This window comes from Caldicellulosiruptor sp. F32, assembly GCF_000404025.1.
Taxonomy (GTDB): domain Bacteria; phylum Bacillota; class Thermoanaerobacteria; order Caldicellulosiruptorales; family Caldicellulosiruptoraceae; genus Caldicellulosiruptor; species Caldicellulosiruptor saccharolyticus.
Window position 1 is genome coordinate 1 of record NZ_APGP01000116.1, and the last position, 13,417, is coordinate 13,417.

General features: G+C 39.5%; 14 protein-coding genes and 1 pseudogene. 14 read left to right on the forward strand and 1 reads right to left on the reverse strand.

Annotation, left to right across the window (positions count from 1 at the left end):
* Positions 1-238: 238 nt before the first annotated feature.
* From H964_RS10260 to H964_RS10285, 6 genes are all read left to right on the forward strand, one after another.
* Positions 239-1,633, forward strand: a complete 1,395-nt coding sequence (locus H964_RS10260; protein ID WP_039767384.1) for an oxaloacetate decarboxylase subunit alpha — start codon at positions 239-241, stop codon at positions 1,631-1,633.
* 21 nt (positions 1,634-1,654) lie between these two features.
* Complete coding sequence (locus H964_RS10265) at positions 1,655-2,023, forward strand: OadG family transporter subunit (RefSeq protein ID WP_039767358.1); 369 nt, start codon at positions 1,655-1,657, stop codon at positions 2,021-2,023.
* 47 nt (positions 2,024-2,070) lie between these two features.
* Positions 2,071-2,421 carry a biotin/lipoyl-containing protein gene (locus H964_RS10270; RefSeq protein WP_039767360.1) on the forward strand — a complete coding sequence of 117 codons (351 nt, stop codon included), beginning with the start codon at positions 2,071-2,073 and terminating at the stop codon, positions 2,419-2,421.
* A gap of 25 nt (positions 2,422-2,446) precedes the next feature.
* Positions 2,447-3,583 carry a sodium ion-translocating decarboxylase subunit beta gene (locus H964_RS10275; RefSeq protein WP_039767362.1) on the forward strand — a complete coding sequence of 379 codons (1,137 nt, stop codon included), beginning with the start codon at positions 2,447-2,449 and terminating at the stop codon, positions 3,581-3,583.
* 203 nt (positions 3,584-3,786) lie between these two features.
* Positions 3,787-4,392, forward strand: a complete 606-nt coding sequence (locus H964_RS10280) for a class I SAM-dependent methyltransferase (protein WP_039767364.1) — start codon at positions 3,787-3,789, stop codon at positions 4,390-4,392.
* A 106-nt stretch (positions 4,393-4,498) separates the two neighbouring features.
* The gene (locus H964_RS10285) at positions 4,499-5,716 is read left to right on the forward strand and encodes an RNA-guided endonuclease InsQ/TnpB family protein (RefSeq protein WP_039767366.1); all 1,218 of its coding nucleotides are present in this window, start codon (positions 4,499-4,501) and stop codon (positions 5,714-5,716) included.
* A 50-nt stretch (positions 5,717-5,766) separates the two neighbouring features.
* On the opposite strand, the pseudogene H964_RS13585 reads toward H964_RS10285, so the two are convergent.
* A pseudogene (locus H964_RS13585) lies at positions 5,767-5,853 on the reverse strand (DUF6922 domain-containing protein); the annotation flags it as partial.
* A 554-nt stretch (positions 5,854-6,407) separates the two neighbouring features.
* On the opposite strand from H964_RS13585, the gene H964_RS10295 reads away from it, so the two are divergent.
* The 8 genes from H964_RS10295 to H964_RS10330 form a co-directional block, all read left to right on the forward strand.
* Positions 6,408-7,745, forward strand: coding sequence for an ammonium transporter (locus H964_RS10295; protein ID WP_039767370.1), 1,338 nt, complete (start codon positions 6,408-6,410; stop codon positions 7,743-7,745).
* 44 nt (positions 7,746-7,789) lie between these two features.
* Complete coding sequence (locus H964_RS10300; RefSeq protein WP_039767372.1) at positions 7,790-8,128, forward strand: P-II family nitrogen regulator; 339 nt, start codon at positions 7,790-7,792, stop codon at positions 8,126-8,128.
* A gap of 441 nt (positions 8,129-8,569) precedes the next feature.
* Positions 8,570-9,391 (forward strand): nitrogenase iron protein, encoded by an 822-nt coding sequence (gene nifH / locus H964_RS10305; protein ID WP_013433018.1) that lies wholly within the window; start codon positions 8,570-8,572, stop codon positions 9,389-9,391.
* A gap of 44 nt (positions 9,392-9,435) precedes the next feature.
* Positions 9,436-9,753 (forward strand): P-II family nitrogen regulator, encoded by a 318-nt coding sequence (locus tag H964_RS10310; RefSeq protein ID WP_011917963.1) that lies wholly within the window; start codon positions 9,436-9,438, stop codon positions 9,751-9,753.
* A 38-nt stretch (positions 9,754-9,791) separates the two neighbouring features.
* Positions 9,792-10,166, forward strand: a complete 375-nt coding sequence (locus H964_RS10315) for a P-II family nitrogen regulator (protein ID WP_039767375.1) — start codon at positions 9,792-9,794, stop codon at positions 10,164-10,166.
* A gap of 30 nt (positions 10,167-10,196) precedes the next feature.
* Positions 10,197-11,591, forward strand: a complete 1,395-nt coding sequence (locus H964_RS10320) for a nitrogenase component I subunit alpha (protein WP_039767379.1) — start codon at positions 10,197-10,199, stop codon at positions 11,589-11,591.
* Positions 11,564-12,943, forward strand: coding sequence for a nitrogenase component 1 (locus tag H964_RS10325; RefSeq protein WP_039767380.1), 1,380 nt, complete (start codon positions 11,564-11,566; stop codon positions 12,941-12,943). The genes H964_RS10320 and H964_RS10325 overlap by 28 nt, the downstream gene beginning before the upstream one ends.
* A gap of 37 nt (positions 12,944-12,980) precedes the next feature.
* On the forward strand, positions 12,981-13,417 hold a 437-nt coding region (locus H964_RS10330; RefSeq protein ID WP_039767382.1), incomplete at its 3' end, for a nitrogenase component 1.

The window sequence follows — 13,417 nt, forward strand, 5'->3', positions numbered from 1 at the left end:
CTTTTATTTTTTGTAGATTTCCATGCATATATATAACAATCTTGCCAGGTTTTTGGAAGTAGTAGGCACAGATATAAAGCAATCAATGTGAAATATTCACAAACAGGTTTGTAAGGTTTAATGTAGAAAAATTTAAGTAAAGATGATACAATAAATACCGTGCGCTTATTGTTAAAAAATTGACCAAAATAAAATTGGCAGCAAAATTCAAAGCAGGTGGTAGAAGGGGTTGAAAAAAATGAAGAGAATTTTCATTACAGAAACCGTTTTAAGGGATGCCCAGCAATCACTAATTGCAACAAGGATGCCTTTGGAAGATTTTGAAGGTATTTTAGACAGAATAGACTCTGCAGGGTATTATTCAATTGAGTGCTGGGGCGGTGCAACATTTGACTCATGTCTTAGGTACTTAAATGAAGACCCTTGGGAACGCTTGCGAAAAATAAGATCAAAAGTGAAAAACACAAAGCTTCAGATGCTTTTACGTGGTCAAAACCTTTTGGGCTACAAGCATTACCCAGACGATGTTGTGAGGATGTTTGTTCGAAAATCTATTGAAAATGGCATGGATATAATAAGGATATTTGATGCTTTAAATGATCTGCGAAACATTGAAGTTGCTGTTGATGAGACAATCAAAGCAGGTGGTCATGCACAGGGCACAATTGTGTATACTATAAGCCCAATCCACAATCTTGAGATGTACGTAAAGATTGGCAAAGACCTTGAAAATATGGGCGTTCACTCCATCTGCATAAAAGACATGGCAGGTATCATGAGCCCAAAAGAAGCTTATGATCTTGTGAAAGCCCTAAAAGAAAACGTAAAGGTACCAGTTTTCCTTCACACACACTCCACAACAGGGCTTGGAATTCTCACATACCTAAAAGCAGTTGAAGCTGGAGTTGATGGTATTGACACAGCAATCTCGAGCTTTTCAGGAGGCACATCACAGCCACCAACAGAGACACTCAACTATGCTCTAAAGCAAATGGGCCTTGACACAGGGCTAAATAGCAAGGTACTAAAAGAGATAAACGACTTTTTCAAGCCCGTAAAAGACAAGTTTATCCAAAATGGGCTACTTAATCCTTTTGTTTTGTCAACAGATACAGATGCACTCATTTATCAGATTCCAGGTGGGATGCTTTCAAACCTTATTGCGCAGCTAAAGCAGCAAAACGCTTTGGATAAGCTTGATGAAGTTTTGATGGAGGTACCAAGGGTAAGAGAGGATTTAGGTTATCCACCGCTTGTCACACCAATGAGCCAGATGGTTGGGACACAGGCTGCTGCAAATGTCCTCGCTGGCGAGAGGTACAAGGTGATTTTGAAAGAGGTAAAGGCATATATAAAAGGAGAGTATGGAAAACCGCCTGGGGAGATAAATCCTGAGCTTGTAAAAAAGGTGCTTGGCAGCGAAAAGCCGATTGAAGGAAGGTTTGCAGACACATTAGAGCCCATTTTCGAAAAGACAAAACAGCAGATAAAAGACTTTGCAAAGACTGATGAGGATGTTTTATCTTACATTCTCTTCCCGCAGGTTGCTGAAGAGTTTTTGAAAAATAGAAGTAAACCGAAGACCGCCCAGATGCGAAAGATTGTGTATACAATTGAAGGTTTGAAATCATAAGTTTTAAGAAGGTGAGAAAAGATGCATTACAACTACAGTACACTGGGTGAGAGGCTCATCTTAGGGTTTGAAGTCACCATTATTGGAATGCTCATTGTCTTTGCTGTTTTGGCGCTTTTGAGCTTAATTATAAGCCTTCTTTCAAAAGTTTTACAAAGGATTGCAAAAGCGCCACAAAAAGAAAGTGGTATTGATGAAGGTTTAAATCTCACCATAGATGAGACGGATGAGTACAAACCAGCAGACAAAACAGGTTTTGTCTCAGGTGAAGCTTTGGTAATTGACGCTGATGATGAAGAGGTTGCGGCAATTTTGGCAGCAGTTTCATTTGACACCAGTATTCCACTTTCTGAGCTAAAAATAAAATCAATAAAACCTGTTAACAGGTAAAAAATGTTTTGAAATAAAACTTATTTTTGCGGAGGGTGATTTTTGAGATGAAATATATTGTAACAGTTAATGGTAAGAAGTTTGAGGTTGAAGTTGAAAGAGTAGAAAACGGCAATGGTTCAAAACAGGCTAATGAAACTTCAAAAAAGGTATCAGCAGAGGAGATTGGCAAAGCAGTAGCCGGAGGAATAAAGATTTCTGCGCCAATGCCAGGAAAAATCTTGGCTGTGAATGTCCAAGAGGGGCAAAGGGTCAAAAAAGGTGATGTTCTTTTTATCTTAGAGGCGATGAAGATGGAAAATGAGATTATGGCACCGGAAGATGGCACTGTTGAAAAGGTAGTTGTATCAAAAGGAGCTCAGGTTGCAAGTGGTGATATTTTAGCAATCTTAAAGTAATTACCAAAGAAGGGGAGAAGCAAAGATGGAATTTTTCAATATGATAACAAAAGCAATCTCTGATATACTCATAACATCAGGTTTTGCAAAGATAACCTTAGGTCAGGCTATTATGCTTGGGATTTCATGCGTCTTGATGTACCTTGCAATTGGCAAAAAGTTTGAACCGCTTTTGCTTTTGCCTATTGCATTTGGTATGATGCTTGCAAACCTGCCACTTTCTTTCTTGTCAAGCCAAGACAAGGGCGGGCTTGTTTATTATCTTTATCAAGGAGTAAAGCTTGGCATTTATCCACCACTGATTTTTCTTGGTGTTGGGGCGATGACAGACTTTGGGCCACTAATTGCAATGCCAAGCAGTCTTTTTCTTGGCGCTGCTGCCCAGTTTGGAATTTATTTTGCTTTTATGGTAGCGCTTCTTATTGGGTTTACACCGCAAGAAGCAGCATCTATTGGCATAATTGGTGGTGCTGATGGTCCAACTGCAATTTTCCTTACCACCAAGCTTGCGCCACACCTTCTTGGAGCTATTGCAATTGCTGCATATTCTTACATGGCGCTAATTCCGCTTATCCAGCCGCCAATCATGAAGCTTTTGACAACAAAGGAAGAGCGCATGGTCAAGATGGATCAGCTTCGAGAGGTTTCAAAACTTGAAAAGATAGTTTTCCCTATTGCTGTGACAATAATTGTATCTCTACTTTTGCCATCTGTTGCACCACTGATTGGCATGCTCATGCTTGGCAATCTTTTCAGAGAATGTGGAGTTGTTGAAAGACTTTCAGAAACTGCTCAGAATGCACTTATTAACATCATCACAATCTTTTTAGGACTTTCTGTTGGTGCAACGGCAAGTGCAGACAGGTTTTTAAATCCAAAGACACTTGCGATAATCTTCTTGGGACTTTTGGCATTCATATTTGCAACAGCTGGTGGCGTTGTGTTTGGCAAGATAATGTACAAACTCTCTGGTGGGAAAATCAATCCTCTAATTGGATCTGCAGGTGTTTCAGCTGTTCCTATGGCAGCACGTGTTTCTCAAGTTGTTGGGCAAAAGGAGAACCCGTCAAACTTTTTACTCATGCACGCAATGGGTCCAAACGTTGCAGGGGTTATAGGCTCTGCAGTTGCAGCAGGTGTGCTCTTGACCTTGTTTAAATAATCAAAAAGAGTTTTATACTATTAAAAAGTTTTCATTAAAAAGAAAATCTGATAATATATTTTAATAGTAGCTAAAAAAACAATATAGAATAACAAAGCCCACGAAGGGAAGAAGCATCTCGAATTTTCCTTTTGTGGGCTTTTGCTTTTTTGCTATATGCAATTTTTCTCAACAGTCTTATTAAAAAGAGGTGAAAGATAAACATGGATGTGCGAGAGTATTTTGACATGCTTGCAGAAAAATGGGATGAAATTGCATGGCATGACCCTCAAAAGGTAAATGAAATAATAGAAAAAATCCAGCTCAAAAAGGGTGATAAGGTTTTAGATGTTGGATGTGGCACAGGAGTTTTGATAGAATATATTTTAAAATTTGTCGGGCAGCAAGGAAGCTATCTCGGGGTGGACATTTCAAAGAAGATGATTGAAAGAGCAAAAGAAAAGTACAAAGATATAGAAAATGTAGATTTTGTTTGTTGCGATGTTGTAGACCTTTCTTTCAAGGAATACTTTGATGCTATCATATGCTACTCAGTCTTTCCCCATATAGAAGACAAAGAAATGGCAGTGAAAAAGTTTTCTCAGATGCTAAAAGAAGGTGGCAAGCTTGCAATTGCTCATTCACAGTCAAGAGATAGAATAAATAGCCTTCATAAAGACCTTCCTGAACCAGTAAAGAATCATTTTCTGCCGCCGATGAATGAAATCATCGTCTTGTGCCAAAAAGCAAAGCTAAATAGCATTTGCAATATTGATAGCAGTGAGATGTTCCTGCTAATTGCTCAAAAAGAACATGTCAATAATATTTAGATCTATCTACCCAGTTATTTATCAGATCAAGCAAGAAGACTCCATCTTCTATAAGATGGAGATAAATTGCCAAAGATATGATACAATATTCTTAAGGTGATGCAAAATGTACAAAACCCAGAAAAATCACATAAGATGTGATAAACAAACATACATGTTGTTGCAAATACTGTGCCATTTTTCAAAGAATCTATACAATTATGCTTTGTATCACATAAGGCAACACTATTTCAAAACCCGGCAATATCTGCGATATGAAAGTGTATATCATCTTGTAAAGGAAAATGAAAACTACAGACTGCTTCCATCGCAGGTTGCCCAGCAAACGCTTATTTCTGTAGATGAGGGTTTTAAATCCTTTTTAGGTCTTTTGAAAGCTAAAAAAGAAGAGAAAACAGATAAAAAAGTTTCAATACCAAAATACCTACCAAAGGATGGGATGTACCAGATTGTTTTCCCTAAGGACCAGTTCAAGGTAGAAGGGGATAAACTAAGACTCAGTCTTGGTAGAAATTTTTACAGGGAATTTGGGATAAGGTACTTGTATTTTGAGTTGCCGCAAAACATTACAGGCAAAAAGCTCAAGGAAGTCAGGATAATACCAAAGTTTCATGGCAGATGGTTTGAGATTGAGTATGTGTATGAGGAAGAAGAACAGTCTTATAATCTTGACAAAAGCAAGTACTTATCGATAGACTTAGGGCTTGACAATTTTGCAGCGGTGGCTGATACCATCGGGACTGCCTTTTTGATAGAAGGCAGGTATATAAAATCAGTCAACCGATGGTACAACAAGGAAAGAGCAAGACTTCAGTCAATTTACAGCAAGCAAGGGATAAAATCTGGTAGAAGACTTGCTCAGATTTCTCTTAGAAGGCAGCATATAATTGACAACTTTTTGAATCAAGCAGTCAACTTAATAGTTAAGCATTGTTTAAGTAATCAAATAGGCTGGGTAGTAGTAGGGAAAATGAAGGAGATAAAACAAGAGATAAATCTTGGTAAAGTAAACAATCAAAATTTTGTGGGGATACCGTTTGAGAAGTTCAAGAGGAAGTTAGAATCAAAGTGCAAGTATTATGGTATAGGGTATGTGGAAGTGGATGAAAGCTATACATCACAGACATGCAGTAGATGTGAAATAATAAAGAAAAGTAACAGGAAACACAGGGGATTGTACGTATGTAAAGATTGCGGGTATGTTGTTAATGCAGATATAAACGGTGCGATAAATATTTTAAGAAAAGTAGCTGGTGAATCTGCTATAAGGCAGATAACCAGTAGTGGGTGTGTGAACCACCCTGTGAGAATAAGGGTAGTATAACACTACCAAACTTCTTGCGAAGCCTCCACCTCTTCAGGTGGATGGTAGTTCACTATTAATTCTTTGTGTTTCTCTGTATCTAACATTTCAAAGTTGTAATTTTTGAATAAGATTTTAAAATCCTCTGGAAGTTTCACAGAAGCATACCTCTCTGTTACAGCTGGTTCCTTTTTTTTCTTTCTGTTAATCATTATAATATAACCATAAAAATTTGCCTTGTAAATTTGTTATCATGCAATAATCATCTAATTAGGTACTATAGAATTAGATTAACAAAAAGCAAAGCATACAAATACATCCTACTTTTTATATACAATATCTAAAACAATTATAAATTACCTTAAAAACTTTATATAAAATAAAATGCAATTTTGGTATTGACAAATTGCAAAATGAAGAATATAATGAGAATAAACAAAGAGAATAAAAAAAGAAAGGCAAAGGCGCCTTTCAAAAGGTTGCCTTTGCCTTTTTTATTTAACACCGCAATTTACTCAATACTTCTTTTACCTCACATGGGATAATACTCCACACACAACCCATTTGCAATGTTTTTTCTTTTACTTTTTTCTTTAAAATAGCTTTTTTATTATACCACATAAATTTATTTCTGAAAAGAGGGGCGCAGGGAGGTGTTAAAAAGTGCTTTTCAAATTCAAATCAACTTTCAATTAAATGAGGAGGGTTAAAAATGAATAGAAGTTTTAAAATCCTGCTTGGTATTGTACTTTTAATCCTTGCTTTGATATTAGGATTTAGCACAGCAAAAGCTGACCAGATTACACCTGAAAAGGTCGCAACAGCAATTGACAATGTGTGGGTGCTTATTACAGCGTTTTTGGTCTTCTTCATGCAAGCAGGGTTTGCAATGGTTGAAGCAGGTTTTACAAGAGCAAAGAACGCAAGCAACATTGTTATGAAAAACCTAATGGACTTTGCAATTGGTTCTGTAATTTTCTGGTTGTTCGGGTTTGCATTCATGTTTGGCAAAGATGCTGGTGGTTTTATAGGAACGTCAGGATTTTTCCTAAGCGACTCATTCAAACATTTAGGGCTTTCAATTCCACTTACATCATTCTTGATGTTCCAGACAGTATTTGCAGCAACAGCCGCAACGATTGTCTCTGGTGCTATGGCTGAGCGAACAAAGTTCATTGCTTACTGTATCTACAGCGCAGTTATTTCATTCATAATATATCCTGTTGTTGGTCACTGGGCGTGGGGCGGCGGCTGGCTTAGCAAGCTCGGCTTTATTGACTTTGCAGGTTCAACTGTTGTACATTCTGTTGGTGGCTGGAGTGCACTGATAGGTGCCGCAATGCTTGGACCGAGAATAGGAAAATACACAAAAGATGGCAAGGTCAATGCTATCCCAGGCCATAGCATAACCTTAGCAGCTCTTGGCACATTTATCTTGTGGTTTGGCTGGTTTGGATTCAACCCAGGTTCTACTCTTTCAGGTATGAACGACAAAATTGGCGATATTGCAGTCAATACAAACTTGGCAGCTGCAATGGGTGCGGACTTGGCGATGATATATACATGGCTAAAGTACAAAAAACCAGACGTTAGTATGACACTAAACGGTGCTTTGGCTGGTCTTGTTGCAATTACAGCAGGATGTGCATCAGTCAACACTTGGGGTGCAGCAATTATTGGTGGTCTTGCAGGAATACTTGTAGTTGTCGCTGTTGAGTTCATTGACAAAAAGCTCAAAATTGATGACCCAGTCGGTGCAATCTCAGTGCATGGCGTATGTGGTGCGTTTGGTACACTGATGGTTGGTCTTTTTGCAACAGATGGAGGTCTTTTCTATGGCGGTGGAATAAAACAATTTTTAGTGCAGCTTGCCGGAGTTGTTTCAACGTTTATATGGACTACAATAACAGCCTTTATCCTCTTTGCAATTATCAAGCTCACAGTTGGTTTGAGAGTCTCTGAAGAGGAAGAGATAGAAGGTCTGGATGTTACAGAACATGGCACAGCAGCGTATGGAGACTTTGTAATAAAATCTCAAACAGTTAAGTAAAAATATGTAGATAAGCCAAATCTTAATTGAAAAGGGTGAAGATTATGAAAAAGATTGAGTGTATAATCAGGCCTGAGAAGCTTGAAGAGGTAAAAGATGCTTTAAACCAGCTTGGCATCAAAGGTATGACGGTGTCACAGGTTATGGGCTGTGGTCTTCAAAAGGGAAAGACTGAGTATTACAGAGGTGTTGAGATTAACATAAACCTCTTACCAAAAATAAAGATTGAGCTTATTGTAAAAGACTCAGAGGTCGATAGAATTGTAGACACAATCATAAAAGTTGCACGCTCTGGCAGGATAGGCGATGGAAAGATATTCATCTACAATGTCGAAAATGCAGTGAGAATCAGAACCGGCGAAAAGGGAGAAAGTGCGATATGAAATTTGGGGACTACCCTATATCTTCGGTCAGTAATTTCCCGCTTATAATTTGGCAACAGCAGGCATCCAAAACACCCCCAAATTGAGAGGATAATAAATCTGCCTTGCCTCTTGCGCCCCTCTCTTTTGAAAAGTGAATAATGTGTTTTGTGCCTGCCATTGCCACGTGTTATCAAAAGTTTTGAGAAAACCCAAAAATTTTGGTGTCTGCTGTTGCCCTTTTTATAGATTTTATCCTTATTTCAAATAAAGATAAAATTCAGGGGGAGAGCAAAAAAGTACTTCCTTCACCCTCCACACAAGCTGGTGAATTTGTACAAAAATAATCTCCCCCTGGCACGCAAAATTATATCCTCTTTGTACCCTCAAATTAAAGTTTACCATAACAAAATTGACAATTCAATAAAAAACTATCTTGGTGAAAGGGAGGTCAAAAAAAGAATGAGACAGATTGCAATCTATGGAAAAGGCGGTATTGGAAAGTCTACAACAACTCAAAACACAGTTGCAGCTTTAGCAACTCTTGGCAAAAAGGTAATGATTGTCGGATGTGACCCGAAAGCTGACTCAACGCGCCTAATTTTGGGAGTCAAATCACAGGTAACAGTAATGGACACTGTCAGAGAGGTTGGTGAGAGCAATGTCAAGCTTGACAAGGTAATGTTCACAGGATTTGGTGGAGTTAGGTGTGTTGAGTCTGGTGGGCCAGAGCCTGGTGTTGGGTGTGCCGGGCGTGGTGTTATAACAGCAATTAACCTTTTAGAAGAGCTTGGAGCTTTTACTGACGACCTTGACTTTGTATTCTATGATGTTCTGGGTGACGTTGTTTGTGGTGGTTTTGCAATGCCAATCAGAGAAGGAAAGGCAAACGAGATTTACATTGTAGCCTCTGGTGAGATGATGGCACTTTATGCTGCAAACAACATCTGCCGAGGAATCCTCAAGTTTGCGGAGACAAGTGGCGTTCGACTTGGCGGAATTATCTGCAACTCAAGGAGGGTAGAAAACGAAAAGGAGCTTTTAGAAGCGTTTTGCAAGAGGCTTGGCACCCAGCTTATAAAGTTCATACCCCGCGACAACATTGTCCAAAAAGCAGAGATTAACAGAAAAACTGTGATTGAATATGACCCTGAGAGCAATCAGGCAAAAGAGTACTTAGACCTTGCAAAGAGAATAATAGAAAACGATATGTTTGTAATTCCAAAACCAATGCCGATGGATGAGCTTGAAAAGCTAATAGAAGAGTATGGACTGGCAGACTAACATACATCAAAAAAGCAGAAAAATTCAGGGAGGTATTTTGAGTTATGAAGATGATAAGGGCAATAATAAGGCCGGAGATGCAAGAAAAGGTTGTTCGTGCACTTGACTCAAATGGTTTTGTTTCTATGACAAAGATTGATGTATTTGGTCGAGGCAAACAAAAGGGAATCAGAACAGGAAGTATCCTATATGATGAACTTCCAAAAACAATGCTGATGATGGTTGTTGAGGATGAGGATTGCCAAAAAGTTGTAGATATCATTCTACAAAATGCATACACAGGAAACTTTGGAGATGGCAAAATTTTTATAAGCCCTGTTGAAGAGGCGTATACAATCAGAACAGGTGAGAAGAAGCTTTAAATTTATTTACAAAAACGTAAGGTGGTGAAGTTTCCAAAATGAAAGAGATAATAGCAATTATCAGAATGAACAAGGTTGGCGTGACAAAAGATGTACTGGCGGCAGCAGGGTATCCTGCTGCCACCTTCCAAAAAGTATTGGGGCGCGGCAGGCAGCGTGGACTTGTTGGTGAGGTAAAAGCTATTGAGGTTGACAAGGCAACCGAGATGGTGCTTTCATCATCTGCTATGGAGTTTGTTCCAAAGCGCATGATTACAATCATTGTTGATGACAAGGATGTAGAAAGGGTTGTCAACATCATCATGGCGGTAAACCGCACAGGCCAGGTAGGAGATGGAAAGATATTTGTCCTTCCTGTTGAAGATAGCATAAGAATCAGGACAAGGGAAAAAGGCTTTGAGGCTTTGGTATAAAAAATTGTCAAAAAAGGGGGCTGAATAAAAATGCCATTTGTAACTCTTGATTGTGACAAGTGCATTGAAGAAAGAGGAAGGCACACATATATCACTGATAAGAAAAATCCTGTGATACCTGTTTGCAACGTCAGGACAGTGCCCGGCGACATGACAGAACGTGGGTGTGCATTTGCAGGGGCAAGAGGTGTTGTTGGAGGACCTGTAAAGGATGTAATTCAAATAGTCCATGGGCCAGTTGGCTGTGCTTACTATACATGGTCGTCTCGAAGACATCTTTCAGACAGTGAGTTTCACAGAAAATACTGCTTTTCAACAGATATGCAGGAAAAGGACATAGTCTTTGGAGGGGAAAAGAAGCTTTACAACGCCATCATCGAAGCAAACCAGGAATTTCCTGAAGCGAAAGCAGTGTTCATCTATGCAACATGTCCTACTGCCCTGATTGGCGATGACTTAGAAGCAGTTGCTAAAAAAGCTTCAAAAGCAATTGGAAAACCAGTAGTTGCCTTCAACTCACCAGGATTTTGTGGTGTTAGCCAATCCAAAGGACATCATATAGCAAACCACACAATCTTTGAAAAGATTGTTGGGACAAAAGAACTTGAAGACCCAACGCCGTATGATGTTAATATCATAGGCGAGTACAACATTGATGGAGATTACTGGGTGCTTGAAAAGCTATTTACCAAGATAGGACTTAGAATTATCACAGCATTTACCGGCAATGCTTCATATGACAATCTTTGCAAGATGCACCATGCAAAACTCAACATTGTGCACTGTCAAAGGTCAGCCACATATATAGCAAGGCTGATGAAGGAAAAGTATGGAACGCCGTTTATTCGTGTCACACTTTTTGGGATAACAGAGACAATCAACTCACTTCGTGAAATTGGCGAGTTTTTCGGAATCCAAAAGAAGGTTGAAGAGGTCATTGAAGAAGAGCTTGAATCAATCATGCCAAGGCTTCAGTTTTACAGAGAAAAGCTACGCGGAAAACGCGCAATGATCTATGTTGGAGCACCGCGTGTTTGGCACTGGATACCGCTTATGCGTGACCTTGGAATAGAAGTTGTGGCATGTGCTACCACATTTGGGCATGAGGATGACTATGAAAAGATAAATGCAAGGGCAGACGATGGTGTGCTTGTCATAGACAATCCCAACGAGCTTGAGCTTGAAGAGGTAATACAAAAATACAAACCTGATATATTCCTCACTGGTCTTAAAGAGAAATACCTTGCGCACAAGCTGGGTGTGCCCTCACTCAATTCACATTCGTACGAGAATGGGCCGTATGTAGCTTTTGAGGGACTTGTAAACTTTGCAAGAGACCTTTACAAATCATTATACGCACCTGTTTGGAATTTTGTAGGAGAGAGGTGGAGTGCAAAATGGCAACCAAACTGGCTAACCCTTTAATCTCAAAGGCAAACAGGCATGTGACAATTAACCCGCCAAAGATGTGCCAGCCAATTGGTGCAATGTACGCAACCCTTGGTATAGACAAAGCAGTTCCGCTTGTCCAGGGTTCACAAGGTTGCTGTACTTATGTGCGATACCAGTTCAACAGACATTTTAAAGAGCCGGTTAACATTGCAGTGACATCATTCCATGAGGATGCGGCTGTCTTTGGTGGGCGCCGAAATCTCATAGAGGGTATCAGAAACCTTGTTTTGAGATACTCACCAACAGTAATTGGTGTAATCACCACATGTTCGAGCGAGACAATAGGCGATGATATTGAAGCGTTTATCAAAGAGGCGTACAAAAAGCTTTCTGAGGAGCTGAGCAGTGAGGTGACAAATAGTGTATATATTGTACCAATTCACACACCAAGTTATGCAGGAACGCATGTAAAAGGGTATGACACAGCAACTATCTCATATGTAAGGTACTTTGCAAAGAAAAAAGAGGAAAATGGCAAAGCATATATAATCCCTGGCATGATAAACCCTGGCGATATTGAGGAGATAAAACACATCTTAGACCTTATGAAGATTGATTATTCGGTGCTATTTGATATCTCAAAAACTCTAAACTCACCACTTATGCCGCCAAAACCACTCTACCCTGAAGGTGGCACACCTTATTCAGAGCTTGAAGACAGTGCAAACGGCAAGGTAGCAGTCTCACTTTGTCCACATGCCGGAGGCTCTGCTGCCAAATATTTGGAAAGCGAATTTGGTGTAAAGAGCATGTTGGGACCTTTCCCTGTGGGTGTTGCCAACACTGACAGGTTCATTGAAAATCTCTCACAAGTGTATGGGGTGGAAATACCCTATGAACTAAAAGTTGAAAGAGGGCTTTTATTAGATGCCATGGCAGATACATGCCAGTACACAATGATGAAAAAGGCTGCTGTGTTTGGCGACCCTGACATTGTAATTGGTGTCACAAGATTTTTGTGTGAGCTTGGAATGGATGTTAAGGTAGTTGAAACCGCAACCCCAAGCCCAACATTCACAGATGAGATAAAAGCTATATTTGATGAGTACAACATAGAAGGAGAGATTCTTGTTGACAGCGACCTTTACGAGTTTGAGTACTTGGCAAAAGAGGTAGGGGTTGATGTTGTGCTTGGAAATTCAAAAGGCGTTGAGGTCACCAAATCAATAAAATGTCCGCTTGTTAGAATTGGTTTTCCTGTGTACGACAGAGTAGGGTATTTTAGGTACGGAATTACAGGGTACAAAGGCAGTATATGGCTTTTGGATTTGATTGTCAATACCATTTTGGATTATTCATATCCGCATGATAAGCTGCATCAGTAAAGTTTTTTAATTTTTGTATATGAAAGCGGTGAGATTTATGAAGCTTCAAAATCTTTTGCAACAGAGGAATCAGCATATAACCAAAGATGGAGTTCCTGAGTGTCAAAGGCCCACAATCCCAGGGATTATGTCCCAGCGCGCATGTGCCTTTTACGGTGCGCGCTGGGTACTTGCCCCTATTAAAAACTCTCTTCATCTTGTTCATGCACCGGCTGACTGTGCATTTTACGGTCAGAATGTCAGAAAGAAAAACTACATGATACTCTCAACAGACCTTGTAGAAAAAGACATTATATTTGGGGCGGCAAGAAAATTGGAAGAGAGCATAGTTGAGGCAGCCAAAATCTTTGATAGCTACGACCTTATATTTGTTTACGCAACATGCACAGCTTCGCAAATTGGTGAGGACATTGAATGGTCAATTAAAAGGGTGAAAGACAGGGTTAACAAAATTGTAATCCCAGTTGTTGTTCC

What these genes read in the sequence shown, in the direction of transcription:
- H964_RS10260 (WP_039767384.1), top strand. Translation starts at nt 239, where the DNA reads ATGAAGAGAATTTTCATTACAGAAACCGTTTTAAGGGATGCCCAGCAA.
- H964_RS10265 (WP_039767358.1), top strand. Translation starts at nt 1,655, where the DNA reads ATGCATTACAACTACAGTACACTGGGTGAGAGGCTCATCTTAGGGTTT.
- H964_RS10270 (WP_039767360.1), top strand. Translation starts at nt 2,071, where the DNA reads ATGAAATATATTGTAACAGTTAATGGTAAGAAGTTTGAGGTTGAAGTT.
- H964_RS10275 (WP_039767362.1), top strand. Translation starts at nt 2,447, where the DNA reads ATGGAATTTTTCAATATGATAACAAAAGCAATCTCTGATATACTCATA.
- H964_RS10280 (WP_039767364.1), top strand. Translation starts at nt 3,787, where the DNA reads ATGGATGTGCGAGAGTATTTTGACATGCTTGCAGAAAAATGGGATGAA.
- H964_RS10285 (WP_039767366.1), top strand. Translation starts at nt 4,499, where the DNA reads ATGTACAAAACCCAGAAAAATCACATAAGATGTGATAAACAAACATAC.
- H964_RS10295 (WP_039767370.1), top strand. Translation starts at nt 6,408, where the DNA reads ATGAATAGAAGTTTTAAAATCCTGCTTGGTATTGTACTTTTAATCCTT.
- H964_RS10300 (WP_039767372.1), top strand. Translation starts at nt 7,790, where the DNA reads ATGAAAAAGATTGAGTGTATAATCAGGCCTGAGAAGCTTGAAGAGGTA.
- nifH (WP_013433018.1), top strand. Translation starts at nt 8,570, where the DNA reads ATGAGACAGATTGCAATCTATGGAAAAGGCGGTATTGGAAAGTCTACA.
- H964_RS10310 (WP_011917963.1), top strand. Translation starts at nt 9,436, where the DNA reads ATGAAGATGATAAGGGCAATAATAAGGCCGGAGATGCAAGAAAAGGTT.
- H964_RS10315 (WP_039767375.1), top strand. Translation starts at nt 9,792, where the DNA reads ATGAAAGAGATAATAGCAATTATCAGAATGAACAAGGTTGGCGTGACA.
- H964_RS10320 (WP_039767379.1), top strand. Translation starts at nt 10,197, where the DNA reads ATGCCATTTGTAACTCTTGATTGTGACAAGTGCATTGAAGAAAGAGGA.
- H964_RS10325 (WP_039767380.1), top strand. Translation starts at nt 11,564, where the DNA reads ATGGCAACCAAACTGGCTAACCCTTTAATCTCAAAGGCAAACAGGCAT.